Raw genomic sequence first — 25787 nt, forward strand, 5'->3', positions numbered from 1 at the left:
CCGCACGGGGCGAGTGGTGAGCAGGATGCCACTCGCCCCGTGTCGTGGACGCACGATGATCCCCCTGGAAGACTCGTCTGGATGGCTCTTCTGGATGACTCTTCTGGATAAGGTGCAGATATGAAGCTCGAACTTCGCGGCATCACCAAGCGATTCGGCACCCTCGTTGCCAACGACCACATCGATCTGGTGGTTGAACCGGGTGAGATCCACGCGCTGCTCGGTGAGAACGGCGCAGGCAAGTCCACCCTCATGAATGTCCTCTACGGCCTGTATCAGGCCGACGAGGGCGAGATCCTCCTCGACGACGAGGTGCAGCGCTTCCGCGGTCCCGGTGACGCGATGGCTGCGGGGATCGGCATGGTCCACCAGCACTTCATGCTCGTCCCGGTGTTCACCGTGGCCGAGAACGTCATGCTCGGACATGAGCAGACCAAGGCCCTCGGCACGCTCGACATCGCGAAGGCGCGAGAGCACGTGCGATCGGTCGCGGCCCGCTTCGGCTTCGACATCGACCCCGACGCGCTGGTCGGAGATCTTCCCGTCGGCGTGCAGCAGCGCGTCGAGATCATCAAGGCGCTGTCGCGTGACGCGAAGGTGCTCGTGTTCGACGAGCCCACCGCGGTGCTCACTCCGCAGGAGACGGACGAGCTGATGGGCATCATGCGTCAACTGCGTGACGAGGGCACGGCGATCGTGTTCATCACGCACAAGCTCCGTGAGGTCCGCGAGGTCGCGGACAAGATCACGATCGTGCGCCTCGGCAAGGTCGTGGGTGAGGCTTCGCCCACAGCGACGAACTCCGAGCTGGCATCGCTCATGGTCGGCCGCGCGGTCGAGCTCACCGTGCACAAGGAGCCGCCGCGCCTGGGCGAGGGCGGCTTCGAGGTCACGGGTCTGCGCGTTCTGACGCCCACCGGCGCCATCGTCGTCGACGGGGTCGATTTCGCCGTCCGGCCGGGGGAGGTGCTCGCGATCGCGGGCGTCCAGGGCAACGGTCAGACCGAGCTGGTGGAGGCCATCGTCGGTCTCGCCGCCCGTGTCGAAGGCAGCATCCGACTCGACGGCAACGAACTCGTAGGCAAGAGCGTGCGGGCGATCCTCGACGCCGGCGTCGGCTTCGTGCCGGAAGACCGGACGGAAGACGGCCTGGTGGCCGGATTCTCCGTCGCCGAGAACCTGATCCTCGACCGTTCGGACGACCCGGCGTTCAGCCGCGCCGGCACGCTGCGGCGTGGAGCACTCGACGAGTTCGCCCGTGCGCGCATCAAGGAGTACGACATCCGCACGCAGGGTCCCGAGACCCCCGCCGGCACGCTGTCCGGCGGAAACCAGCAGAAGGTCGTCATCGCCAGGGAGATGAGCCGCGATCTGCGCCTTCTCGTCGCGGCGCAGCCCACCCGCGGCGTGGACGTCGGCTCGATCGAGTTCATCCACAAGCGGATCATCGAGACGCGTGACGCGGGTGTGCCCGTGATCGTGGTCTCCACGGAGCTCGACGAGGTCGCAGCTCTCGCCGATCGGATCGCGGTCATGTACCGCGGCACGATAGTCGGCATCGTCCCCGGCGACACGCCTCGGGAGACGCTCGGACTCATGATGGCCGGAGCGGCCGAAGGGGAGGTGGCCGCGTGAGCGGAGCGACGCCCGGCGCAGGAGATGTGACCAAGGGGATCCCGCCGCAGGAGCTCGCCACGAGCACCGGCACGGTCCCGCGCGACCCTTCCGACGTGCCGCCGCCCCCGCGCGGCAACGTCATCCTCAAGGAGATCCTCCGCGGCAGTGCCGTGACCACGATCCTCGCGATCGTGCTGGCGCTCATCGTCGGCGGCATCCTCATCGCGCTGACGAACGAAGACGTCCAGGCGGCATCCGTCTACTTCTTCGCGCAGCCCGGTGACACGTTCGTCGCCGCCTGGAACGCCGTCTACAACGGATACGAGGCGCTGTTCCGCGGGGCGATCTTCAACGCCCGTGGCGCGGACTTCGCGGCGCAGATCCGACCGCTCACCAACACGCTCGGCTTCGCGGCACCGCTCATCGCGGCCGGCCTCGGCGTCGCGCTGGCGTTCCGCGTCGGGCTGTTCAACATCGGTGCTCGCGGTCAGATGCTGATCGGCGTCGCCGTCGCCGCGCTGCTGACGTTCTCGCTCGACCTCCCGATCTGGCTGCACATCCCGGTCACGCTCATCGCCGGTATCGCGGGCGGTGCGCTCTGGGGTGCGATCGCGGGACTCATCAAGGCGCGCACCGGTGCGCATGAGGTGATCCTCACGATCATGCTCAACTACATCGCGTACTACCTGCTGCTCTGGATGATCCGCACCCCGGGTCTGCTGCAGAAGCCGGGCACCAACCAGGCCCTCGGATCGGCGACGCCGGAGAGCGCGCAGTTCCCGACGCTGCTCGGACCGCAGTTCCCCCTTCTCGACCTCGGCTTCGTGATCGTGATCGTGGCGACCCTGTTCGTCTGGTGGCTCATCGAGCGCTCGTCGCTCGGCATGCGGATGCGCGCCGTGGGCGAGAACCCGCACGCCGCGCGGGCCGCGGGCATCAGCGTGCAGCGCATCTACGTGTACGCCATGCTCTTCGCGGGCGGCCTCGCGGGCCTCGCGGGCATGAATCAGATCCAGGGAGCGGTGACCACGGGTGTCACCGAGACGATCGACGCCGGCATCGGCTTCGACGCCATCACCGTCGCCCTCCTCGGGCGCAGTCGTGCCTGGGGCACGTTCGCCGCCGGCATCCTGTTCGGCGCGCTCAAGGCGGGGTCGTTCTCGATGCAGGCGCAGGACATCCCGGTCGACATCGTGCTCGTCGTGCAGTCGCTCGTCGTGCTGTTCATCGCCGCGCCGCCGCTGCTGCGCACGGTGTTCTTCCTCCCCAAGACCGATATCGAGAAGGCGGCACGGCTCAGAGCCAAGGCCGCGAAGAAGGCGGTGGCGGCATGATGTCCCTCGTGCAGACCCAGGCCGCCGACGGCACGGTGCAGCTCGCGACCGTGAAGGAGCGGCACCTCAAGGCGCCGATCGTGCTGGCCGGAGCGACCGTGCTCCTGGCCCTGCTGTTCCTGCTCGTGCCGCGCGACGGCATCAGCACGTTCCGCCTTTCCGACCAGTCCTCGGCGCTCGCGCTGCCGGATGTGGCGCTGCCGACGGCCTCGACCTTCTGGGTCGTGTTCGGCATCCTCGTGGTGCTCACGGTGGGGGCGTTCCTGCGGGCATGGACCTACCGTCCGCCGTCCCTGTGGCTCGTGATCGCCTTCAGCGTGCTGGCCGTCTTCGCGTTCCTCGTCTGGGCCTCCGCCGGCGGACTCGTGCCGGTCACGAGCCTGCTGTTCGGCGCGGTCTCGCTCTCGGTGCCCCTGGTGTTCGGTGCCCTGGGCGGTGTCATCGGCGAGCGTGCCGGCGTCGTGAACGTCGCGATCGAGGGGCAGCTGCTTCTCGGCGCCTTCTCGGCAGCGCTCCTGTCGAGCATCACCGGAAACCCGTTCGTCGGCCTGGTCGGCGCGATGATCGGCGGCGTCCTGGTGGCGAGCGTCCTCGCCGCGTTCGCGATCAAGTATCTGGTCGAGCAGGTCATCGTCGGTGTCGTCCTCAACGTGCTCGTCACCGGTCTCACCGGCTTCCTCTACGGCGCACTCCTCGCTCCGAACGAGGCGACCCTGAACACACCCGTGCGATTCCCGCGCGTCGAGATCCCGGTGCTCAGCGACATCCCGATCATCGGGCCGGTGCTGTTCAACCAGACCTTCATCGGGTACCTGATGTTCATCACGGTCGCCGTCGTGGCCTGGGGCCTCTACCGCACCCGGTGGGGTCTGCGGCTGCGCGCCGTCGGCGAGCACCCCCAGGCGGCCGACACCGTGGGCATCAAGGTGAACCCGACCCGGTTCTGGAACGTGCTGCTCGCCGGCGCGATCGCCGGCATGGGAGGTGCGTACTTCACCCTCGTCTCGGTGCCGCAGTTCGGCAAGGACATGACGGCCGGGCTCGGCTTCATCGCCCTCGCCGCTGTGATCTTCGGCCGATGGGATCCCATCCGTGCGACCCTCGCGGCGCTGCTGTTCGGCTTCGCGACCAACCTGCAGAACCTGCTGTCGATCCTGAAGACGCCCATCCCGGGCGAGTTCATGCTGATGCTGCCGTATGTCGTGACGCTGCTCGCGGTCGCCGGATTCGCCGGGCAGATCAAGGCCCCTGCCGCAGACGGCAAGCCCTACATCAAGTCGTAGCCCCTGCCGGAAGAGAGAATCATCGCAATGACCGACATCGACTGGGATGAACTGCGCCAGGTCGCCACGGATGCCATGACGAAGGCGTACGCGCCGTACTCGCGCTACCGCGTGGGTGCGGCCGCCCTCGTCGGCGACGGCCGCATCGTGGCCGGCTGCAACGTGGAGAACGCGTCGTACGGTGTGACGCTGTGCGCGGAGTGCGCGCTGGTCGGTGACCTGCACATGTCCGGCGGCGGCCAGCTCGTCGCGTTCGTGTGCGTCAACAACGAGGGGCAGACGATCATGCCGTGCGGACGCTGTCGCCAGCTGCTGTTCGAGCATGCGATGCCCGGGATGCTCCTGGAGACCGTCTCCGGCATCCGCACGATCGACGAGGTGCTGCCCGATGCGTTCGGGCCGCGCGACCTGGAGGAAGCACGATGACTGCTGGACAGGCTCAGGGAGCCATCGAACCGTTCGACGCGATCGATGTGATCCGCGCCAAGCGCGACGGCGGTGCCGTGCCCGAGGCGGAGCTGCGGTGGATGGTCGATGCCTACACCCGCGGCTATGTCTCGGACGCGCAGATGGCGTCGTTCGCGATGGCGATCTTCCAGCGCGGCATGGAGCGCGACGAGATCCGCGTGCTGACCGACGCGATGATCGCGTCGGGGGAGCGGATGAGCTTCGCCTCCCTCGGCAAGCGCACGGTCGACAAGCACTCCACCGGTGGCGTCGGCGACAAGATCACGCTGCCGCTCGCCCCGCTGGTCGCCTCGTTCGGCGTGGCCGTGCCGCAGCTGAGCGGTCGCGGGCTCGGTCACACGGGCGGCACGCTCGACAAGCTCGAGTCGATCCCCGGATGGCGCGCTGCTCTGAGCAACGAGGAGATGTTCGCGCAGATGCAGGGAGACGTGGGTGCGGTCATCTGCGCCGCCGGCTCCGGCCTCGCACCCGCGGACAAGAAGCTGTATGCGCTCCGCGACGTCACCGGCACCGTCGAGGCGATCCCGCTGATCGCGTCGAGCATCATGTCGAAGAAGATCGCCGAGGGCACGGACGCTCTCGTGCTCGATGTGAAGTTCGGCTCCGGTGCGTTCATGCAGGACATCGATCGCGCCCGCGAGCTCGCCCGCACCATGGTCGCTCTCGGCACCGACTCCGGGGTCGCGACGACCGCCCTGCTCACCGACATGAACGTCCCGCTCGGCCTTGCGATCGGCAACGCGAACGAGGTCCGTGAATCCGTCGAGATCCTCGCCGGTGGCGGACCTTCCGATGTGCGCGAGCTCACGATCGCCCTGGCACGCGAGATGCTCGCCCTCGCAGGACAGCCGGACGCCGACGTGGAGGCCGCTCTCGACGACGGCCGCGCCATGGACACCTGGAAGGCGATGATCCGCGCGCAGGACGGAGATCCGGATGCCGCGCTCCCGACGGCGCGCGAGACCCACCAGGTGCTCGCCCCCACCGACGGAATCATCACGCGCATGGATGCCCTTCCGTTCGGGGTCGCTGCCTGGCGTCTCGGCGCGGGGCGCGCCAGGGCGCAGGACCCGGTGGTCTTCGAGGCAGGCATCGATCTGCATGCGAAGCCGGGCGATCGCGTCGTCGCCGGCCAGCCGCTCTTCACCCTCTCAGCCGCCGATGATGCCCGGTTCGGCAGGGCTCTCGACGCCCTCGATGGTTCGTGGGAGATCGGGGATGAGGCGCCGGTGACCGGCCCCATCGTCCGTGAGCGCATCACGGCGTGACGGCGGACCGCTAGCCTGAACTGAGCACATCCGCGACCGAGAGGATCACCATGTCGATCGATGCGAACGGCGACGTCACACTTCAGGGGGTCTCCCTGCGGAGCCTTCCCAAGGTGTCGCTGCACGACCACCTCGACGGCGCGCTGCGGCCCGCCACGATCATCGAGCTCGCGGACGCGATCGGCCTGGAGATTCCGGAGTCCGACCCGAAGGCGCTGGGGTCGTGGTTCGCGAAGCAGAGCGATTCCGGTTCGCTGGTCGAGTACCTCAAGACGTTCGACCTCACGACCGCCGTGATGCAGACGCAGGAGGGCCTCACCCGTGTCGCACGGGAGTTCGTCCAGGACCTCGCCGCCGACGGCGTGATCTACGGCGAGGTGCGCTGGGCGCCCGAGCAGCACCTGGCTCGCGGCCTCACGCTCGAACAGACGGTGGAGGCGGTGCAGCAGGGCATCGAAGAGGGTGAGGACGCCGCGGACCGCTCGGGACGCAGCATCCGCGTCGGGCAGCTGATCACGGCGATGCGGCACACCGATCGCGCTCTCGAGATCGCCGAACTCGCGGTCGACTTCCGCGGACGCGGTGCCGTGGGCTTCGACATCGCCGGTCCTGAGGATGGCTTCCCGCCGTCGAACCACCGCAAGGCGTTCGACTACCTCGCCGAGAACTTCTTCCCCGTCACCGTGCACGCGGGAGAGGCGGCGGGTCCCGCCTCCATCCGCTCGGCTCTGCTGGACGGACGCGCGCTGCGGCTCGGCCACGGTGTGCGCATCGCCGAAGACCTCGAGGTCATCACCCAGGAGGGCGACGAGGTGCAGGTGCAGTTCGGCGACCTCGCGCGCTGGGTCCGCGACCGCGAGATCCCGCTCGAGCTCTCGCCTTCGTCGAACCTGCAGACCGGGGCCATCGCCGCGTGGGGCAACACCATGGTGGACCACCCCTTCGACCTGCTCTACCAGCTCGGGTTCGCGGTGACCGTGAACGTCGACAACCGCACCATGAGCGCCACGTCTCTCACGCGTGAGCTCGCCCTGCTCGTCGAGGCGTTCGAGTACGACCTCGACGACCTCGAGACCTTCCAGTTCAACGCCGCCGCCGCGGCGTTCCTCCCCGTCGAGGAGCGCGAGGAGCTCGTGGAGATGATCGCCGAAGGCTTCGACGCCTGACCATGGCTTCCGGGGGGAAGAAGCGCCGCACGCGCGCCGCGATCATCGTCAGCGCCGTCGTGACCGCCGTCGTCGTCGGAGGTGGCGCTGCCGCCTTCGTCTGGCTGAACCGTGCGCAGGAGAACACGATTCCGAAGGCGCAGTCCGCCACGATCGAGCATCCGCTGACGCCGGCGGAGCAGATCGTGGCGGATGCGAACGATCCGCGCGCCTGTGCGGTGACCTTCTCGGGCGACGGGGCTCCTGCCGACCCGATGCTGCAGTTCCAGGACGCCCTGTACCAGGGCCTTCCGATCCCGCAGCTGGAGGGTCGGGTGTTCGCCGGCTGGTACGCGACGGCGGCGGACGCCGGAGCGTTGACGGTCGCGGCCCGCGTGAACGGCGCCGACCCCGTGGTGTGCACGGACCAGCAGGTCGAGCTCTTCGCCGCCTGGAAGACGCCGGAGGAGAACGCCGCGGAGAACGTGCGAGTGCCCATCCTCATGTATCACCAGTTCACGGCGAACCCCGAGGGGGAGAAGGGCTGGCTGCGCGGCAACTACGCCTACATCGGTGACTTCGATGCACAGATGAACCACATCGCGACGACGGGCTTCTACCTGCCCACCTGGGACGAGCTCAGCGCCTTCATCGACGGGCGGCTCTCGCTTCCTGCGAAGAGCGTGATCATCACCGATGACGACGCCGACCAGTCGTGGTTCGATCTCGCGGTGCCGGTCGTCGACAAGTACAAGCTGCTCAGCACGTCGTTCATGATCACGGCCTATCGGCAGGATCCGGCGCCGTCCGTCTATGTGCAGCGCCGCTCGCACACGCATGACATGCACCAGGCGGGCGACAACGGCAAGGGCCGGATGGTCAACTGGACGGCCGATCAGATCGCGGCAGACCTGACGACGTCGGCTCAGATCCTCGGCGTGGGTCAGGTCGTGGCGTATCCGTACGGGCACTACAACGACACCACCAAGCAGGGCGTCGCCCAGGCCGGCTACGAGATGGGACGTACCATCGAGCCCGGATATGTGAAGGTCGGCACCGACAAGCTCGCCCTTCCCGTCGTGCGCATCGACTACGGCATGGGGCTGGACGCGCTGGTCTCGCGCATCGGCTGAAGGAGACGGCCGAGACGAGGCACGGCAGGATGGTCCCATGCCCTCCTCCTCAGAGTCCGCAGCGGAATCCGCCTCCGTCGTCATCGTCGGGCCGGCATCGTGGAACACGATCATCGTGCTGGATCGGCTTCCTGAGCCGGTGCCGCACATGCAGTTCGCCGAGGACACGTGGGAGACGGTCGGAGGGACCAGCGCGGGCAAGGCGCTCAGCCTGACCGCGCTGGGCCGGACCACACGGCTGCATGCCATCTCCGGGACGGATGCGGAGGGCGGGCGCGTGCGCGACGCACTGCGCGCCGCCGGCGTGCAGACCTCCTGGGACGACGGGGTCACCGAACGGCATCTGAACCTGATGACGCGTGAAGGCGGTCGCGTCTCGCTGTACCTGTCGACCCCGAGCACGGCCGAGGGCACGCGCGACGACCGGATGCGCGACCGGATGGTCACTGCCGATGCGGTCGTGCTCGACCTCGCCGCGGAACCCCTGCGCCTGCTGCCTCTCGCCCGATCGACCGGCACGCCGATCTGGGTGGATGTGCACGACTACGACGGCAGGGCGCACTACCACCGGCCGTTCCTCGACGCCGCTGATGCGGTGTTCTGCAACGCCGACCGGCTGGACGACCCGGTCGTGTTCCTGCAGTCCCGCATCGCGGCGGGAGCGCGCCTGGCCGTGTGCACCCTGGGAGCGGAGGGGGCCGTGGCGGTCGACGAGCACGGCGTGGTGCATCGGGTTCCTGCGGTGCCCGTCGAGGTCGTCGACACGAACGGCGCGGGTGATGCGTTCCTCGCGGGCGTGCTCGACGCGCGGCTCGACGGGGCGGGCGTCACCACTGCGCTCGAGGCGGGGGCGCGTTCGGCGGCGGCGGTCCTGCGCACCCGGCACCTCCATCCGCTGCTCGACCCGGTCCTCGGGGCCGTGGGGAGGTGACGCTCAGGGCGAGAGCGGTGCGAGGAACTCGTCGGTCAGACGCGTGACCTCCGCGTGCATCTCGTCGCGGGAGATCGTCGGAGTGCCGTCGCCGTCCTGCGGTCCGTAGTCGCCGAAGGACGCGTGCGACGCCCCTTCGATCTCGACCATGTCGGCATCGGCGGGCAGCTGATCGCGCGCATCGGCGATCTTCTCGGGGGTGGACAGCCCGTCTTCGCTGCCGGACAGGCTGAGGACGGGAAGCCCACTGCCGGAGAGATCGTTCGCGCAGTAGGAGGCGAACAGGACGAGCGCATCGGCGTCGTCCGCGAGCTGGCATGCACGCACGCCGCCCAGGGAGTGCCCGCCGACGCCCCAGACATCGACGTCGGGGGCCGCCGAGGTGAAGGCGTCGAGTCCGCGCGGGTCGAAGAACGCCAGGTTCAGCCACGGGCGTGTGATCACGACCGTGACCCCCTCTTCGGCCAGCCCCTGCAGGATCGCGGCATACGCCCACGGATCCACCTTGGCCCCGGGGATGAAGACGAGGCCGAGGTCCGATCTCCCGTCGGCGGGGGCGAGCACGATGCCCTGGTCGGCATCGGTCACGGTGATGGCTGGGTTCTCCCGCACCGAGGCGAGCGGCTCCGGCTCCGCGGCCATGACGCCGATCTGGGTCCAGGCGAGTACGCCGCCGACGGCGACGACCAGCACGATCGCGACGCTCCACAGCACGCGCTTCAGGATCCGGCGGGGCTTCTTCTGCACGAGACAACGCTACTCCGCCCGGTCGACGGTCGCTCGTCACCGAGGGGTGCTACGCCCGTGACTCCAGAATGCGCTTCTCGTTCCGGACGGCACCGCGGTAGGCGTCCTTGTTGACGTAGTAGGCCATCCGATCCAGGCCCAGGTAGCGGTAGCCGCCGGTCACATCGGGCCAGGGGCTTCCGGTCACACGATCGCGGAATCGCGACGCGCGCTCCGGATCCTGCTCGACCGCGTTCAGGTAGGCCGCGAGCAGCTCCGCCTGCTCCTAGCGGCCCTGCCAGCCGATGCCCGAGGCCTCGATCATGCCCATCACGTAGAGGCCGTTGAACGAGGCGGGGAAGACGTTCAGGAACAGCCGCGGCGCGGCACCGCGCCAGTGCAGGTGCTCGCGGTCGACGAACGGATAGTCGAGGGTGTAGCCGGTGGCGAGCAGCACGAGGTCGTAGTCGTCGGCGCTGCCGTCACGGAAGTGCACGCTCGCGCCGTCGAAGCGCGAGACGTCGGGACGGATGCGCAGATCGCCCTGCCCGAGGTGGTTCAGGACCATGGTGTTCACGATCGGGTGCGACTCGTAGATGCGGTAGTCGGGCTTCGGGAACCCGAACCGCACGGGGTCGCCGGTGAAGGCCCGCAGCACACGACTGTCGATGGCCTGCTTGATGCGCGCGGGGAGCGGTCGCCCCTGGTTGAGAGTGTCGCTCGGCCTGCCGAACAGATACCGCGGAACGAAGTAGTACCCGCGGCGGACGCTCATGTCGACGGATACCGCATGATGCACGGCGTCGACCGCGATATCGCAGCCGGAGTTGCCCGCGCCGATCAGCAGCACGCGCCGGTCCTTGAGCTGCTCGGGCGACTTGTACGCGTGCGTATGCAGCAGTTCGCCGGTGAACTCACCAGGGAATGCCGGGATGTTCGGCTCGGCGAGCGTCCCGTTCGCGAGAACGACGCCCGCGTACCAGTGCGTCTCGTCTCCCCTGGGGCCGGAACTGGTCAGATCCCAGCCGCCGTCGCGCGGCTCGAGACGCGCGACCCGCGTGTCGAAGAGGAAGAGGTCGGCGAGCCCGAAGTGCCGGGCATAGTCGTCGAAGTAGTCCTTGAGTGCCCGGTGTCCGGGGTAGTCGACCCGGGACCGCATGGGGAACTCGGTGAACTCGGTCGTCGTGCGGGACGAGATGAGATGCGCGGACTCGTACATGGTGCTGCGGGGATTGCTGATGTCCCACAGCCCGCCGACGCCGTGCGAGGCCTCGTATCCGTCCACGGAGATCCCGCGCTTCTGCAGGGCACGCGCTGCGGCGAGACCGGACGGACCAGCGCCGATCACGGCATATCTGTTCATGTGGCTCCCGGACATCTGTGTGTTCTCGCACGTCGTCGTGCGCGAAACGCCCCCGCCCACCGATCGTATCGGCAGGCGGGGGCGTCGACGGGTCGCGGGTCAGGCCCTCTCGATGTGCTGCTGGCGGGCGGCGACGGCATTCCGGATCAGCGGGAACAGCGGATGCTCGGGGTCGAGGCCCGTCGTCCGCGTGGTGAACCCTGCTGCGTCCTCCTCGCGCAGCAGCTGCTGCAGCTCGACCGACTGCTCGTCGGCCGGGTCGTCGAACTCGAGCGCTGCCGAGACGGCGGCGACCAGGGCCTCGGTGGACAGTCCGCGCTCCGCGGCCATGGCTGCGGGGCCCACGAAGCGCTCGTGACGCGAGATCTTGCGCAGCGGCTGACGTCCGACCCGCTGCACGGTGTCGACGAGTGCGGGGTTGCGGAACCGGTCGAGGATCTTCGCGCGATAGGCGGCGAGATCCTCCGGGTCCAAGCCGTGCTCGGCGACCAGCACGGCCGACGTCTCTTCGAGGGCAGCCGAGACGCTCGCGGCGATCGTCGGATCGGCCAGGGCATCCGAGATGCGCTCGATGCCCGCACGGGCCCCGAAGTATGCCGTTGCCGCATGCCCCGTGTTCACGGTGAACAGCTTGCGCTCGATGTACGGCGCCAGGTCGTCGACGAAGTGCGCGCCGGGGATTCTCGGCAGCTCTCCGCCGAACGGTCCCGACTCGATCGCCCATTCGAAGTAGGGCTCGACCGTCACGTCGACGCCCGATCCCTCCGGCTGCGCCGGCACGATGCGATCCACGGCGGTGTTCGCGAAGACCGCTCTGGTCAGCAGCGTCTCGGCATCGGCTCCTGCTGCGGCGACGATCTCGCGGCGCAGCAGGTCGGTGGCGCCGATCGCGTTCTCGCATGCCATCACCTGCAGCGGTGCGGCGGCGGGGGAGCGCAGGGCCAGTCCCGCGACGATCGACGGGGCCACGAACCGCAGCACCGTCGGTCCGACGGCGGTGGTGACGACGTCGGCCGACGCGACCTCTTCCGCCACTGCGGCGGGGTCCGTTCGGCTGTTCACGGCACGGAATCCGGTGACGACGTGATCGGTCCCTCCGGGGCCGGCCTCGTGCACGGTGTACGAGTCGACCGCGTTGATCGCGTCGACCAGCGCGTCGGCGACGTCCGAGAAGACGACCTCGTACCCGCCCTCGCGCAGCAGCAGACCGACGAATCCGCGCCCGATGTTGCCCGCCCCGAAGTGGACCGCCTTCATCCCTCGTTCACCTCCGAGAGGAGGGCGTAGAGCTCCTCCGGGGTCTGCGCAGCGGAGAGCCGGGCCACGTCGTCCTCCTCGGAGAACAGGATCGCGATCCGGGAGAGGATCTCCAGGTGCTCGTCGCCCACGCCGGCGATGCCGATCACGAACGTGGCCGGGTCACCGGACCAGTCGACACCGCCGTCGTAGCGGACCACCGACAGGGCCGATGCGAGGATCGTGTCCTTCGCGTCGTTGGTGCCGTGCGGAATCGCCAGCCCGTTGCCCATGAAGGTCGAGACGGTCTCCTCGCGCTGCCGCATCGCGTCGACGTAGGCCGGGGTGACGGCTCCGGCCGCGACCAGGATGTCGGTCGCCTCCTGGAGGGCCTCGTCGCGCGACGCCCCTCCGGGGTGGATGCGGACCTGTTCGGGGCTGAGAACACTCATTCGTTTTCCTTTCGCTGTTCACGCACCATCTCGACGACCTCTTCGTACTTGGGCGAGTTCATGAAGTTGTCGACCGACACATGGACCGAGTTCGGCGACTTCGCCTCTGCGCGCTCGGTGAGCTGCTGCTGCGTGATCACCACGTCGGCTGTTCCGTCGAGGTTCGCGATCGCCTGGTTGGTGACCGTGATGTCCTCGATGCCGGCCTTCTTGAGCTTGTTGCGCAGCACGCTGGCGCCCATGGCGGACGAGCCCATGCCGGCGTCGCAGGCGAACACGATGCGCTCGATCGGCGCGGCGGCGATCACTGTCGTGCTCGCGGCGGCAGCGGCCTCGGGGGACGAGGTCGCGGTCGACGTGCGCAGCGCGTCCATCGCGGCCGACGACTTGCCCTTGTTCGCCTCGGTCTGGGCGATCGCGTCACCGAAGGCGTCACCCTCGGCCTCCAGATCGCGCTTGCGGGAGGCACGCAGGATCACACCGGTGATGAGGAAGGTGACGGTGGCGGCGATGATCACCGACAGGTACACGACCAGCAGGTTGCCGACGCCCGGTCCGATGGCAGCCGCGGTCACGGCGATGATGCTTCCCGGTGCGGCCGGGAATGCCAGGCCGCCGCCGAGGACCATGTTCGTGGTGACACCGGCCGCGCCACCCGCGATGAGGGCCAGGATCGTGGTCGGCTTGCTCAGCGCGTACGGGAAGTAGATCTCGTGGATGCCACCGAAGAACTGGATGATCGCCGCACCCGGTGCGGAGGCCTTCGCCGCGCCGACGCCGAAGAACGTGAAGGCGAGCAGCAGGCCGAGGCCGGGGCCGGGGTTCGCCTCGATGAGGAAGAGGATCGACTTGCCGGTCTCCGCCGCCTGCTCGATCCCGAGCGGGGTGAAGACGCCGTGGTTGATGGCGTTGTTCAGGAACAGCACCTTCGCCGGCTCGACGATGATCGACACCAGCGGCAGCAGGTTCAGCGAGACGAGCCAGTCGACAGCGCCGCCGAGGACGGTACTGATGCCGAGCATGACGGGACCGAACGCGAAGAAGCCGACGATCGCGAGGAGCATGCCGAGGATGCCGGCGGAGAAGTTGTTCACCAGCATCTCGAAACCGGGACGGATCTTGCCCTCCCACAGCCGGTCCATCTGCTTGGTGATCCACGCGGCGACCGGGCCCATGATCATGGCGCCCAGGAACATCGGGATGTTGGTGCCGACGATCACGCCGACGGTGGCGATGGTGGCCACCACGCCGCCGCGCTCGCCGTAGACCATGCGGCCGGCCGTGTTCGCGATGAGCAGTGGAAGCAGGTACGTGACCATCGGTCCGACGAGGCCGACGTAGGCGAGGATGTTCCCGTTGTCGCCCTCGGCGACCGCGGTCATGGCACCCTGCCACCCGATGATGGCGGAGTCGCCGCCCCCGCCGATGATCTCGGACACGCCGACCCAGTGCCAGCCGAACGGGCTGTCCGCGCCGAAGAACCCGGCCGGGATGAAGAGCATCGTGATGAAGCCCCAGGCGATGAAGGCCGCGATGTTGGGCATGATCATGCCCGAGAGGAATGTGCCGAAGCGCTGCACTCCTACGCGGAGGCCGCCGGGTTTCGTGGCGGCAGGTGACGTCGTCGTCATGATGTCGTCTCTTTCTTGTGGAGGGGGAGTTCCGCGGCGAGCGTCGCCACGGCGGTTCGGGCGGAGGAGGCATCGTCGGCAGCCAGGGCGGCCTGGGCGAGGCTCCGCGCCTCGGACGGGGTGCGCTCGGACAGCGCGTGTCGTACGTCGGCGAGGGCCGACGGTGCCATCGAGAGGCTGGTCGCGCCGAGCCCGACCAGCACCACGGCGAGGAGAGGGTCGGCCGCGGCCTCGCCGCAGATCCCGACGGGCTTGCCGAGACGTGCGCCCGCATCGCCGACCTCGCGCACCAGGCGCAGGACGGCGGGGTGCCAGGGGTCCTGGAAGCCGGCGACCGAGCCGAGCATGCGGTCGGCAGCCATCGTGTACTGCGTGAGGTCGTTGGTACCGATCGACGCGAAGTCCGCATGGGCGAGCACGCGGTCGGCGAGCAGGGCGCTCGCCGGGATCTCGACCATGACGCCGGCGGTCTTCAGCCCGTATTCCCGAGCGAGGCCGGTGAAGTAGATCGTCTCCTCGACCGTCGCCACCATGGGGGCCATCACCCAGAGGTCCGCCTCCGTCTGGGCGTCGGCTTCCGCAAGCGCGGTGAGCTGCTCGCGCAGGATGTCCTCGCTCGCCCGCAGCGCCCGCAGGCCCCGAAGACCGAGAGCCGGGTTCTCCTCGTGCGCGTCGTTGAGGAACGCCAGCGGCTTGTCGGCGCCCGCATCCAGCATCCGGACCACGACCTTCTTGCCGGGGAACGCCGCCAGCAGTTCGCGATACGACTGGCGCTGCTGCGCGATGGTGGGTGCCTGCGCCGAGGACAGGAACAGGAACTCGGTGCGGAACAGCCCGACGCCCTCGGCCCCCCGAACGACCGCATCGGCCGCGTCTGCAGGCTTCCCCAGATTCGCGAGCAGCGCGACAGGCGTGCCGTCGGCGAGAGCGCCGGGAGTGGGTGGGGCCGCGTCGGCCGACTGGCGAGCGGCTGCGCGCTCCGTGGCTCGGGCCTTCTCGTCATCCGTCGGTTCGCGTGTGACGACGCCGCTGGCCGCGTCGACGATCACGGTCTCGCCGGTGGTGAGCATCTCGCCGTCGGCGACTCCGACGATCGCGACGATGCCTTTCTCCCGCGCGAGGATCGCGGTGTGGGATGTCGGGCCGCCATCGGTGGTGATCAGCGCGAGCACCTGGTCCAGATCGAGGAGCGCCGTGTCGGCGGGGGCGAGGTCGCGCGCGACCAGGACGAACGGGTGTCCCGGGTTCGGAACGCCGGGGGCGTCGACGCCGCGGAGGCGGGCGAGCACGCGCTGCGCGATGTCGTCGAGGTCGGCTGCGCGCTCGCCGAGGTAGCCGCCGACGGCTTCGAGCGTGGCGCGGAATCCGGCAAATGCATCGTGCACAGCCCATTCGGCCGTCGCGCCTGCGTCGATCCGGCTGTCGACCTCGTCCTGGAGGGTCGGGTCCTCGGCGATCATGGCCTGGGCCTCGAGCACCTCCTGCGCGGATCCGCCGGCGGCCTCGCCCCGTTCGTTCAGCTCGTTCGCAACGGTGGAGACGGCGTCGCGGACTCGGGCGCGTTCCGCATCAGCACCCGCGGTGCTGGGTGTGTTCTCCGGAGCGGGCATCGCCTCGGCCATGCGGACGATCGGCCCCTGGGCGACCCCGAGACCGATCCCCACTCCCCGGAGCTCGCTCATGCGGACTCCTGATCGTGGTCGGTGGTGAGGAGTTCGGTGAGCGTGTCGAGTACGTTCTCGGCGCCCTCGCCGTCGGCCGTGAGCGTCACGTAGTCGCCGTGCTCGACGGCCAGGGCGATGACCCCGAGGATGCTCGCCGCGTTGACCGGCTTGCCCGAGTCCTTGGCGATCGTCACGGCGATGCCGGAATCCTTCGCGGCCTGCGCGAAGAGCTTCGCGGGGCGGGCGTGCAATCCGTGCGAGGAGCCGATCCGAACGGTGCGGGTGGCGGTCATGATGTTCCTTTCGGGGTTTCGCCGGCGGCGGCGAGGATCGATAGGGCGAGGTCGAGCGTGCGCGAGCCGTCGAGATCGGCGAAGACGTCGTCCGGAAGCACCGCGACGGGCGCGCGCGCACCTTCGCGGATGGCGTCGAGGCGGTCGCTCAGATGAGGGCCGACGAGGACGAGGTCATGGTCGGATCCGGCGACGGAGCTCTCCATGCCGGCCGCCGCGTCCCAATCGAGACCGGCCGCGGCTGCCGCACGGCGGAGCCGCTGCGCGACGAACGTGCTCGATGCTCCCGCACCGCACACCACGAGAATCCTCATCGATGCCCACCCTTCCTGAGAACAGTCTGGGAACGGTGGAGGGGTGCGCGCCAACACGTTCCTTTCCGCCCCTGCGGAACAGGCCCTTCCGCCCGAGGGCGCCGGGCACCTGACATCATGGAGAACACGTCGAGACAGTGCGGTCAGCACGCGGAAGGGGAGGATCATGTCGCGCCAGCGCCAGGACCAGCTCCTCGCGGCGTTGCTGCGCCAGGAGGGGTGGGCGACGGCGGCGAGCCTCGCCGACCTGATGGGCGTCACCCCGCGCAGCATCCGCTCCTATGTCGCGGCGCTGAACGCCCGCACGCCCGGGGCCGCGGTGATCGAGTCGGGTCCTGCGGGCTACCGCGCCGGATCCGGCGCCCGTGGCGCGCTGCGGATGCGCCAGACGGGGGATTCCGCCCCCCGCGACCGTCTGCACACGCTTGTGCGGCTCCTGCTCGACGAGCACGGAGGCATCGACGTGTTCGACACCGCCGAGGATCTGCACGTCAGCGAGGCGACGCTCGAAGCGGACCTGGTGCGCGTGCGGGGTCTGCTCGACGGCACGGACCTCGTGCTCGAGCGCGAGCGCGAGACCGTGCGACTGCGCGGCAACGAGACGGCGCAGCGCCGCCTGCTCAGCAGGCTCGCCCACGACGAGATGGACGACGCCTCGTTCCATCCGGAGACATTCCGTCGGGCGCTCTCCGGATCGGCGGTGGCCGCCAGCGCGGTCGGGCCGTTCAAGTCCGCGCTCGTGCGCGAACTCGGTGAGCTCGGCTACTACGTGAACGAGCTCGCGATCTCCGATGTGCTGCTGCACATCGCGATCGCCGCCGAGCGGGTCGCCGCTGGACACACCCTCGAATCGACCCCGGCCGGCACCCGCGAGGAGATCCCGCGCGTCGGGACCGTCATCGCCCGCCTCGCCTTCGAGCATTTCTCCGTGGTCCTCGGCGAGGGGGACAGCGGTCATCTCGCATCCCTCGTGCTCACCCGCATCGTCGCGCCGGGCGAGGACGCGACGCGTGAGGTCGCCCGCAGCGGCGTGGATCCGGGAGTCGAGGCCGCGGTACGCGCGGAGATCGCCCGAGCGGCGGAGGACTTCCAGGTCGACCTCGTCGACGAGACCTTCGTGCTGCGTCTCGCCCTGCACGTGCAGAATCTGCTGCGCCGCGCCGAGGAGAGCGCGCTCACCCGCAATCCGCTCACCCGGTCGCTGAAGACGACGTACCCGATGATCTTCGAGGTGGCCGTCTCGATCGCCAGCGGCCTGCACGACCGGGTCGGCACACCCATCCACGACGACGAGATCGCCTACATCGCCATGCACGTGGGTGGGCGTCTCGAACGCAGCCGCAAGGCCGAGTCGATCCTCACCGCCACCATCGTCTGCCCGGGCTATCACGAGTTGCATGAGCTGCTCCGCTCCAGCGTCGACCGCTCTCTGGGATCGGCGATCGAGGTCACGACCGTCGTGACCAACGTCGACCCCGACTGGGCGTCCTTCGACACCGACCTCGTGCTCAGCACGATCGAACCGGGGTCGTCCGGCGACCGATTCGTGCGCATCCAGCCGTTCCTGACCGACGCCGACGTCGACCGGATCCAGCAGGCGGCCGCTCGGGTGCGCCGGGGGCGCCGTCTCACGCGCCTCCGTGGGGAACTCGCCCGCTACTTCCTCGCCGACGCGTACGTGTTCCCGCTTCCCGATGAGGGGGAGGAGGCGATCATCCGTCGTCTCGGCGGTCTCCTGGTGCAGGCCGGCCTGATCGGCGAGGACTACGTCGAGAACACCATCGTGCGCGAGCGGATGTCGTCGACGGCGTTCACCGATGCACTCGCCGTCCCCCACGCACTCCAGATGACCGCCACCCGCACCGCGATCGCCATCGGCGTCGCGGACGGCTCAGCGGCCTGGGGTGGCGGACGCGTGCAGGTCGTCGCGCTCGCCGCGTTCAGCGAGAGCGATCGTGCGGCGTTCCAGACCGTGTTCGAGCAGCTCGTCGAGGTGTTCAGCGAACGCGAGAGCGTGCAGCGGATCGTCCGGAAGGGAACGACGTTCGAGGCGTTCCTCGACGAGCTCGTCGCTGTGATCGACGGCTGACGGCGCAGCGGTCACCCGCGGGGAGCGAGTACCTCCGCGAGCTGGTCGAGAACGGCCTCCGCCGTCGCGGAGGGCGCCGTCTCGATCACCACGGAGTCCCCGGAGGCGATCCCCAGGTCCATGACCGCCAGCACGCTCGTCAGATCGACGGTCGTGCCGTCGGCCGTGCGCAGGGTGACCGGAGCCTCGTGCGACTGCGCGAGTCGCACGAGCTCGGCCACCGGACGCGCGTGAACCCCGTTGTGCGCGCTGACGATGAGGCGTCGGACCGGCATGCTCAGGAGCGTTCGTCGAGGAGGGCGCGGACGCCCGCTTCGAGCTCCGCGACGGCGTCACGTGCGCTCTCGGCCGACTCCGCCCTCGCATCGATGTAGACCTTCAGCTTGGGCTCGGTCCCGCTGGGGCGCACGATCACACGGGAGCCGTCGCCGAGACGGTACCGCAGCACGTCTCCGGAGGGCTGACCCGGTGCGGCCTGCAGCAGGTCCTCGGCCGAGGCGATCGATCGGCCGCCGATGTGCGTCGGCGGGAGTGTGCGCAGCGCGAGCATCACGGAGCCGATGACGGCGAGGTCCTCGACCCGCACCGACACCTGACCGCTCGCGAAATGCCCGTACGTCTCACCCAGCTCGTCGAGCAGATCGACGAGCGTGGCTCCGCGATCGCGGGCCTCGGCGGCGAGGCCGAGGATGGCGACGGCCGCCGACACCCCGTCCTTGTCGCGCACGGTCTCCGGATTCACGAGGTAGCCGAGAGCCTCTTCGAAGCCGAAGACGATACCCGGTGCCCGGGAGATCCATTTGAAGCCGGTGAGGGTCTCGTGGAAGTCCAACCCGTGATGCGCGGCGACGGCGCCGAGGCCGGGGGAGGAGACGAGAGAGCAGGCGAGCGAGGCGCCCGGTGTGCCGACCGCCGCGCGTGCGGCTCTCGCGCCGAGCAGGAGACCGACCTCGTTGCCGGTGAGACGACGCCAGCCGTCGGGGGCGGAGTCGTCGGGGACCGCGACGGCCAGTCGATCCGCATCGGGGTCGTTCGCCAGGATGAAGTCGGCCTTCACCCGCCGGGCTCGCGCGAACGCGAGATCCATCGCCCCCGGTTCCTCCGGATTCGGGAACGACACGGTGCGGAACGTGGCGTCGGGGGTGAGCTGCTCGTCGACGACGAACGGCTGCGGGTATCCCGCTTCCTTGACGATGCGGGACAGCGTCTCCCAGCCGACCCCGTGCATCGCGGTGTACACCCACCGCATCCCGGTCGTCCCGGCGGGTGCTGGCGCCACGGCCACGGTTGCCGCGATGTAGGCTTCGACGACCTCTTCGCCGGCCGTCTCATACTCGGTGGAGCGCGGCAACGTGGTGATGGAGCCCGCGTCGGCGATGCGCTGGATGTGCGCGGCGATCTCGGCGTCCGCCGGGGCGACGATCTGGGATCCCTGGTCGGCGCCACCGAGGTACACCTTGTAGCCGTTGTCGTTCGGCGGGTTGTGGCTCGCCGTCACCATCACGCCGGCATCGGCGCCGAAGTGGCGCACGGCGAAGGCGAGGACGGGCGTCGGGAGCAGGCGGGGAAGCAGGATCGCCCGCAGACCGGCTCCGGCGAACAGCTCGGCGGAGTCCGTCGCGAACACGCGGGAGTTCCGGCGCCCGTCGTAGCCGATCACGACCGTCGGGGTCGCGCCGTGCGACTTCTCGCGCAGGTAGGCGGCGAAGCCGGCTGCGGCCTGGCCGACGAGAACCCGGTTCATCCGGTTGCTGCCGGCGCCGAGTTCGCCGCGGAGACCCGCGGTTCCGAAGGCGAGGCGAGTGCGGAAGCGGTCGTCGAGGTCGGCGACGGCCTCTCGGTCGCCGGCGGCGGCACGTGTGATCACGCCGGCCAGCTCGTCGCGCGTCTGCGGATCGGGGTCCTGTCGCAACCAGGCGCGGGCCTGGGCGAGCCGCTCGTCGCTCACAGGGCCTCGACCACCCTGGCCAGAAGCGCGGAGATCACCGGTTCGGCCTCGCGCCCGGCCTCGATCACCTCGGCATGGCTGAGCGGTGTCTGCTGGATACCGGCGGCGAGGTTGGTGATGAGCGAGAACCCGAGGATCTCCATGCCGGCCTCGCGGGCGGCGATCGCCTCGAGCGCGGTCGACATGCCCACGATGTGGCCACCGATGTGCTTCGCCATCTGCACCTCCGCCGGCGTCTCGTAGTGGGGGCCGCGGAACTGCGTGTAGACGCCCTCGTCGAGCATCGGGTCGATCGTCCGGGAAATCTCGCGCAGACGCTTCGAGTAGAGGTCGGTGAGGTCGACGAACGTGGCGCCTTCGAGCGGAGAGTCGGCGGTGAGGTTGATGTGGTCGCTGATGAGCACGGGCTGACCGGGCGTCCACGTCTCGCGGATGCCGCCGGCGCCGTTCGTGAGCACCATGATCTTGGCGCCCGTCGCGGCGGCGGTGCGCACGCTGTGCACGACACGGCGCACACCGTGGGCTTCGTAGTAGTGGGTGCGCGCACCGATGACGAGGACGTTCTTGCCGTCGGGGGTGCGGATGCTGCGCAGCGTACCGACGTGTCCTTCGAGCGCGGGCTTGGAGAAGCCGGTGACCTCGGTCGCGGGGATCGTCGCCACGGTCTCGCCGATGATGTCCGCGGCCTTGCCCCAGCCGCTGCCGAGGGTGAGGGCGATGTCGTGCTTCTCGACGCCGGTCAGACGGGCGATGTCGGCGGCGGCCTGTGCGGCGACCTCGAACGGGTTCGCGGTCGGGTCGTCGAGGGGGTTGCTGTGCGTTTCGGGCATGGATCCACTCTAGGAAGGTGCAGGCTCGGGTGCCAGGATTGCGCGAGAATGGATTCCATGTCTTCCACCACTTTCGAGCGCACTCAGCGCGTCGCCGTCCTCGGCGGCGGTCCCGGCGGCTACGAGGCGGCCCTCGCGGCAGCCCAGTTGGGGGCCGAGGTCACCCTGGTCGAGCGCGTGGGAGTCGGCGGATCCGCCGTCCTCACCGACGTCGTGCCCTCGAAGAGCCTGATCGCCACCGCCGATGCGGCCGTCGCCATCTCCGAGGCGAGCGACCTCGGGGTCAACTTCTACGCCAAGGGTGACCACTCGCGACCCCTCAAGCCCGAGATCGCGATCAACCTCGCCGCCGTGAACAAGCGGCTCCTCGCGCTGGCGGGTCAGCAGTCCGAGGACATGCGTGCGACGCTCCTCGAAGCCGGCGTACGCATCCTCTCCGGTCACGGTCGCCTCGAGGGACCCACCGCGATCATCGTGTCGACGGGCCAGGGCGGGACCGACTTCGATCGGGTCGAGGCCGACACGATCATCGTGGCGGTCGGTGCCTCTCCGCGCGAGCTGGACTCGGCCAAGCCCGACGGCAAGCGCATCCTGACGTGGACGCAGCTGTACGACATGAAGGCGCTCCCCGAGCACCTCATCGTGGTCGGTTCCGGTGTCACCGGTGCGGAGTTCGCCTCCGCCTACATGAACCTCGGTGCCAAGGTGACCTTGATCTCCAGCCGCGAGCAGGTGCTCCCGGGCGAGGACAAGGATGCGGCGAGCGTTCTGGAGAAGGTCTTCAAGCGCGGGGGCATGCAGGTGCTCTCCAAGTCCCGTGCCGACCGCGTCGAGGTCACGGATGACGGGGTCACGGTCACCCTGTCGGACGGGCGCACGGTCGATGGCAGCCACTGCCTGATGGCGGTCGGTTCCATCCCGAACACCGCGGGCATCGGTCTGGAGGAGGCGGGTGTCGAGCTCGACGAGTCGGGACACGTGCGGGTGAACCGGGTCGCGCGCACCTCCGTCCCCAACGTGTACGCGGTCGGCGACTGCACGAACTTCTTCCCGCTGGCCTCGGTCGCCTCGATGCAGGGGCGCACGGCCGTCTTCCACGCCCTCGGCGACATCGTCATCCCGCTCGAACAGATCAAGATCACCTCGAACATCTTCACCGCGCCCGAGATCGCCACGGTCGGCTACGGCGAGAAGGACGTCGAGGACGGTGTGGCCGACGGCCTGGTCTACAAGCTCCCGCTCGCGGCGAACCCGCGCGCGAAGATGATGGGCATCAAGGACGGCTTCGTCAAGCTCATCGCCCGCAAGGGATCGGGCACCGTGATCGGCGGCGTGATCGTGGCGCCGAAGGCATCGGAGCTGATCTACCCGATCGCGGTCGCCGTCGAACGCCGTCTCACGGTCGACCAGGTCTCGCGGGTCTTCGCGGCATACCCCTCGCTCTCCAGCAGCATCACCGATGCGAGCAGGGCGATGCATCTCGTGAACATCTCCTGATCCCGGGAGAGATGCGGAAAGGGCGCCCCACCTCGGTGGGGCGCCCTTTCCGCTGATGCCGGGTGTCAGCTGATCGTGAGCAGCTGGTGTCCTGCGGAGACCGTGGCGCCGGCATCCGCGTTGATGTTGCCGACCACGCCGTCCTTGTGCGCCTGCAGCGGCTGCTCCATCTTCATGGCTTCGAGCACGACCACCAGGTCGCCCTTGACGACCTGCTGTCCGTCGGCGACGGCGATCTTGACGACGGTCGCCTGCATGGGCGACTTCACCGCGTCGCCGGAGGCCCCGGCGTTGGCGGTGGTGGCGTGGCTGCGGCGCGACGGCGGAACCGCTGCCGGGCGTCCGGCGGTGCCGGCGGCGACGGCGACGCGGTCGGGGAGGCTCACCTCGAGGCGCTTGCCGGAGACCTCGACGACCACGGTGTGACGTGCTTCGGCGGAGGTCGGTGCTTCGAGCTCCCCGTCCCACGCGGGGATGTCGTTGACGAACTCGGTCTCGATCCAGCGGGTGAAGATCCCGAACTCGCCGTCCTCCGCCGTGAACGCGGGATCGCGCACGACCTTGCGGTGGAACGGGATGACGGTGGGGAGACCGGCGACCTCGAACTCATCGAGTGCGCGGCGCGAGCGCTCCAGCGCTTCCGCCCTGTCCTTGCCCGTCACGATGATCTTCGCGAGCAGGGAGTCGAAGGCGCCGGACACCGAGTCGCCGGCGGTGACGCCGGAGTCGAGACGGATGCCGGGGCCTCCGAAGGTCTTGAAGACGTGGATCGGGCCGGGCTGGGGCAGGAATCCGCGACCGGGGTCCTCGCCGTTGATGCGGAACTCGATCGAGTGCCCCTGGGGCTTCGGGTCGTCGTAGTCGATGGTGCCGCCGGCCGCGATGCGGAACTGCTCGCGCACCAGATCGATACCGGTGACCTCTTCGGAGACGGGGTGCTCGACCTGCAGGCGCGTGTTCACCTCGAGGAATGAGACCGTGCCGTCGGCGCCGATGAGGAACTCGCAGGTGCCGGCACCGACGTATCCGACCTCCTTCAGGATGGCCTTCGATGCCGAGTAGAGCAGCTCGTTCTGCTCCTCCGTGAGGAACGGGGCCGGTGCCTCTTCGACGAGCTTCTGGTGGCGGCGCTGCAGCGAGCAGTCGCGCGTCGATATGACGACGACGTTTCCTGCGGCATCGGCCAGACACTGGGTCTCGACGTGACGCGGCTTGTCGAGGTACTTCTCGACGAAGCACTCGCCGCGTCCGAAGGCGGCGACGGCCTCGCGGGTGGCGGATTCGAAGAGCTCGGCGACCTCGTCGAGCTCGCGGGCGACCTTGAGGCCGCGTCCGCCGCCGCCGTACGCGGCCTTGATGGCGATCGGGAGGCCGAACTCCTTCGCGAAGGCGATGACCTCATCGGCGCCTTCGACGGGGCCGGGGGTGCCGGGAGCGAGAGGCGCGCCGACCTTCTCCGCGACGTGACGCGCGGTCACCTTGTCGCCGAGAGCCTCGATGGCCTCCGGAGACGGGCCGATCCAGGTCATCCCCGCCTCGATGATGGCGCGTGCGAACTCGGCGTTCTCGGCGAGGAACCCGTAGCCGGGGTGCACGGCGTCGGCACCGGCGCGGCGGGCGATGGAGAGGATCTTCTCGATCTGGAGGTAGGTCTCCGCGCTGGTCGAGCCGCCGAGAGCGTAGGCCTCGTCGGCGAGGCGGGTGTGCAGGGCATCCCGGTCCTGGTCGGCGTAGACGGCGACCGAGGCGATCCCGGAGTCGCGGGCGGCGCGGATGATGCGGACGGCGATCTCGCCGCGGTTGGCGATGAGCACCTTGGCGATAGCAGGCATGCTTGCCAGCCTAGCGAGAACGACCCCGATCCCTTTGACGACTCCCCACAAGAAAGTCGGGAAAACGTGGAGGGGAGTCTACGACCAGAGGTCGGTCCAACGGACACCGAGCTCGGTGGCGAGACGGCGGACGGTCGACAGGGACATGCCGACGACCGTCGAAGGATCGCCGTCCACACGGGTGATGAATGCCCCGCCCAGGCTGTCGACGGTAAAGGCTCCCGCCACGAGGAGCGGCTCTCCGGAGGCGACGTACGCGGCGATCTCGGCGTCGCTCGCGTCGTCGGCGAACGTCACGGCGGCCGCGGCGACCGCGGTGGCCTCTTTGGGTTCGGCGTCGGGGGAGACCCGGAACACCGAGTGCCCGGAATGCAGGATGCCGGTCTCGCCGCGCATCTCCTGCCAGCGCCTGGTCGCCTCCTCGGCGGTGTACGGCTTGCCGTAGACCCGCCCGCCGAGCGCGAACATCGAATCCCCGCCGATCACCAGGCCGTCGAAGGTCCCGTTCGCAGCGAGGCTCCGTGCGACGGCGGCCGCCTTCGCGCGGGCGAGCAGAAGCACCAGTTCCTCGGGCGCGAGGGGGGCGCCCCTCTTCTCCTCCTCGGCGGCAGCGACCGCATCCTCATCGACGTCGGGCGACACCGTGAGCGGTTCGATTCCCGCCTGCCGGAGCAGCATGAGGCGGGCGGGCGAGGTGGAGGCGAGGCAGACGCGCATGTCCACCACCGTATCC

The 25787-nt window shown here is 69.3% G+C and carries 24 protein-coding genes; 10 read left to right on the top strand and 14 right to left on the bottom strand.

Annotated elements, in window-relative coordinates; genetic code table 11:
* Window positions 1-120: 120 nt before the first annotated feature.
* From ABDC25_RS05535 to ABDC25_RS05570, 8 genes are read left to right on the top strand one after another with little or no spacing between them, the layout of a single operon-like run.
* Window positions 121-1635 carry an ABC transporter ATP-binding protein gene (locus ABDC25_RS05535; protein ID WP_021199707.1) on the top strand — a complete coding sequence of 505 codons (1515 nt, stop codon included), beginning with the start codon at window positions 121-123 and terminating at the stop codon, window positions 1633-1635.
* Window positions 1632-2951 (top strand): ABC transporter permease, encoded by a 1320-nt coding sequence (locus tag ABDC25_RS05540; protein ID WP_029260564.1) that lies wholly within the window; start codon window positions 1632-1634, stop codon window positions 2949-2951. Before ABDC25_RS05535 ends, ABDC25_RS05540 begins: the two co-directional genes overlap by 4 nt.
* On the top strand, window positions 2948-4234 hold the full coding sequence (locus ABDC25_RS05545; protein ID WP_021199705.1) for an ABC transporter permease: 1287 nt from the start codon (window positions 2948-2950) through the stop codon (window positions 4232-4234). The genes ABDC25_RS05540 and ABDC25_RS05545 overlap by 4 nt, the downstream gene beginning before the upstream one ends.
* Window positions 4235-4261: 27 nt before the next feature.
* Window positions 4262-4660, top strand: a complete 399-nt coding sequence (locus tag ABDC25_RS05550; protein WP_017828470.1) for a cytidine deaminase — start codon at window positions 4262-4264, stop codon at window positions 4658-4660.
* Window positions 4657-5970 (top strand): thymidine phosphorylase, encoded by a 1314-nt coding sequence (locus ABDC25_RS05555; RefSeq protein WP_021199704.1) that lies wholly within the window; start codon window positions 4657-4659, stop codon window positions 5968-5970. Before ABDC25_RS05550 ends, ABDC25_RS05555 begins: the two co-directional genes overlap by 4 nt.
* A gap of 50 nt (window positions 5971-6020) precedes the next feature.
* Window positions 6021-7136, top strand: coding sequence for an adenosine deaminase (locus tag ABDC25_RS05560; RefSeq protein ID WP_021199703.1), 1116 nt, complete (start codon window positions 6021-6023; stop codon window positions 7134-7136).
* Between the two features lie 2 nt (window positions 7137-7138).
* The gene (locus ABDC25_RS05565; protein WP_347125235.1) at window positions 7139-8248 is read left to right on the top strand and encodes a polysaccharide deacetylase family protein; all 1110 of its coding nucleotides are present in this window, start codon (window positions 7139-7141) and stop codon (window positions 8246-8248) included.
* 37 nt (window positions 8249-8285) lie between these two features.
* Window positions 8286-9179, top strand: a complete 894-nt coding sequence (locus tag ABDC25_RS05570; protein WP_297556556.1) for a carbohydrate kinase family protein — start codon at window positions 8286-8288, stop codon at window positions 9177-9179.
* A 3-nt stretch (window positions 9180-9182) separates the two neighbouring features.
* On the opposite strand, the gene ABDC25_RS05575 is transcribed toward ABDC25_RS05570, so the two are convergent.
* The 9 genes from ABDC25_RS05575 to ABDC25_RS05615 form a co-directional block, all read right to left on the bottom strand.
* Window positions 9183-9926: an alpha/beta hydrolase gene (locus tag ABDC25_RS05575; RefSeq protein ID WP_029260568.1), complete on the bottom strand. Its 744-nt coding sequence runs from the start codon at window positions 9924-9926 to the stop codon at window positions 9183-9185.
* Between the two features lie 49 nt (window positions 9927-9975).
* A complete protein-coding gene (locus ABDC25_RS05580; protein WP_347125238.1) occupies window positions 9976-10113 on the bottom strand; it encodes a hypothetical protein in 138 nt (45 codons plus the stop codon).
* A 78-nt stretch (window positions 10114-10191) separates the two neighbouring features.
* On the bottom strand, window positions 10192-11268 hold the full coding sequence (locus tag ABDC25_RS05585; protein ID WP_347125239.1) for an NAD(P)-binding domain-containing protein: 1077 nt from the start codon (window positions 11266-11268) through the stop codon (window positions 10192-10194).
* 99 nt (window positions 11269-11367) lie between these two features.
* Window positions 11368-12525, bottom strand: coding sequence for a mannitol-1-phosphate 5-dehydrogenase (locus ABDC25_RS05590; RefSeq protein ID WP_347125241.1), 1158 nt, complete (start codon window positions 12523-12525; stop codon window positions 11368-11370).
* On the bottom strand, window positions 12522-12956 hold the full coding sequence (locus ABDC25_RS05595) for a PTS sugar transporter subunit IIA (RefSeq protein WP_021199697.1): 435 nt from the start codon (window positions 12954-12956) through the stop codon (window positions 12522-12524). The genes ABDC25_RS05590 and ABDC25_RS05595 overlap by 4 nt, the downstream gene beginning before the upstream one ends.
* The gene (locus ABDC25_RS05600; RefSeq protein ID WP_029260571.1) at window positions 12953-14587 is read right to left on the bottom strand and encodes a PTS mannitol transporter subunit IICB; all 1635 of its coding nucleotides are present in this window, start codon (window positions 14585-14587) and stop codon (window positions 12953-12955) included. Before ABDC25_RS05600 ends, ABDC25_RS05595 begins: the two co-directional genes overlap by 4 nt.
* Window positions 14584-16269 (bottom strand): phosphoenolpyruvate--protein phosphotransferase, encoded by a 1686-nt coding sequence (gene ptsP, locus ABDC25_RS05605; RefSeq protein WP_347125244.1) that lies wholly within the window; start codon window positions 16267-16269, stop codon window positions 14584-14586. The genes ABDC25_RS05600 and ptsP overlap by 4 nt, the downstream gene beginning before the upstream one ends.
* On the bottom strand, window positions 16266-16544 hold the full coding sequence (locus tag ABDC25_RS05610) for an HPr family phosphocarrier protein (RefSeq protein WP_347125246.1): 279 nt from the start codon (window positions 16542-16544) through the stop codon (window positions 16266-16268). The genes ptsP and ABDC25_RS05610 overlap by 4 nt, the downstream gene beginning before the upstream one ends.
* On the bottom strand, window positions 16541-16858 hold the full coding sequence (locus ABDC25_RS05615) for a hypothetical protein (RefSeq protein ID WP_031207284.1): 318 nt from the start codon (window positions 16856-16858) through the stop codon (window positions 16541-16543). The genes ABDC25_RS05610 and ABDC25_RS05615 overlap by 4 nt, the downstream gene beginning before the upstream one ends.
* 166 nt (window positions 16859-17024) lie before the next feature.
* Between ABDC25_RS05615 and ABDC25_RS05620 the strand changes: the two genes are divergently transcribed.
* Window positions 17025-18947, top strand: a complete 1923-nt coding sequence (locus ABDC25_RS05620) for a PRD domain-containing protein (protein ID WP_315070254.1) — start codon at window positions 17025-17027, stop codon at window positions 18945-18947.
* A gap of 11 nt (window positions 18948-18958) precedes the next feature.
* Here the strand turns inward: ABDC25_RS05620 and ABDC25_RS05625 are convergent, their stop codons facing one another.
* From ABDC25_RS05625 to ABDC25_RS05635, 3 genes are read right to left on the bottom strand one after another with little or no spacing between them, the layout of a single operon-like run.
* Entirely contained in the window at window positions 18959-19222 is a 264-nt protein-coding gene (locus tag ABDC25_RS05625; RefSeq protein WP_029260575.1) for an HPr family phosphocarrier protein, read from the bottom strand.
* Window positions 19223-19224: 2 nt separating this feature from the next.
* Window positions 19225-20895 (bottom strand): phospho-sugar mutase, encoded by a 1671-nt coding sequence (locus tag ABDC25_RS05630; protein WP_347125249.1) that lies wholly within the window; start codon window positions 20893-20895, stop codon window positions 19225-19227.
* Window positions 20892-21725, bottom strand: a complete 834-nt coding sequence (locus ABDC25_RS05635; RefSeq protein WP_347125251.1) for a purine-nucleoside phosphorylase — start codon at window positions 21723-21725, stop codon at window positions 20892-20894. Before ABDC25_RS05635 ends, ABDC25_RS05630 begins: the two co-directional genes overlap by 4 nt.
* 48 nt (window positions 21726-21773) lie before the next feature.
* Here ABDC25_RS05635 and ABDC25_RS05640 point away from each other — a divergent pair, with 48 nt between their 5' ends.
* Window positions 21774-23222 carry an NAD(P)H-quinone dehydrogenase gene (locus ABDC25_RS05640; protein ID WP_021199688.1) on the top strand — a complete coding sequence of 483 codons (1449 nt, stop codon included), beginning with the start codon at window positions 21774-21776 and terminating at the stop codon, window positions 23220-23222.
* A 65-nt stretch (window positions 23223-23287) separates the two neighbouring features.
* On the opposite strand, the gene ABDC25_RS05645 is transcribed toward ABDC25_RS05640, so the two are convergent.
* Entirely contained in the window at window positions 23288-25054 is a 1767-nt protein-coding gene (locus tag ABDC25_RS05645) for a biotin carboxylase N-terminal domain-containing protein (RefSeq protein ID WP_021199687.1), read from the bottom strand.
* Between the two features lie 78 nt (window positions 25055-25132).
* A complete protein-coding gene (locus ABDC25_RS05650; RefSeq protein WP_347125253.1) occupies window positions 25133-25771 on the bottom strand; it encodes a Maf family nucleotide pyrophosphatase in 639 nt (212 codons plus the stop codon).
* Window positions 25772-25787: the final 16 nt, after the last annotated feature.

It is taken from the genome of Microbacterium sp. SY138 (assembly GCF_039729145.1).
GTDB classification, from domain to species: domain Bacteria; phylum Actinomycetota; class Actinomycetes; order Actinomycetales; family Microbacteriaceae; genus Microbacterium; species Microbacterium maritypicum_A.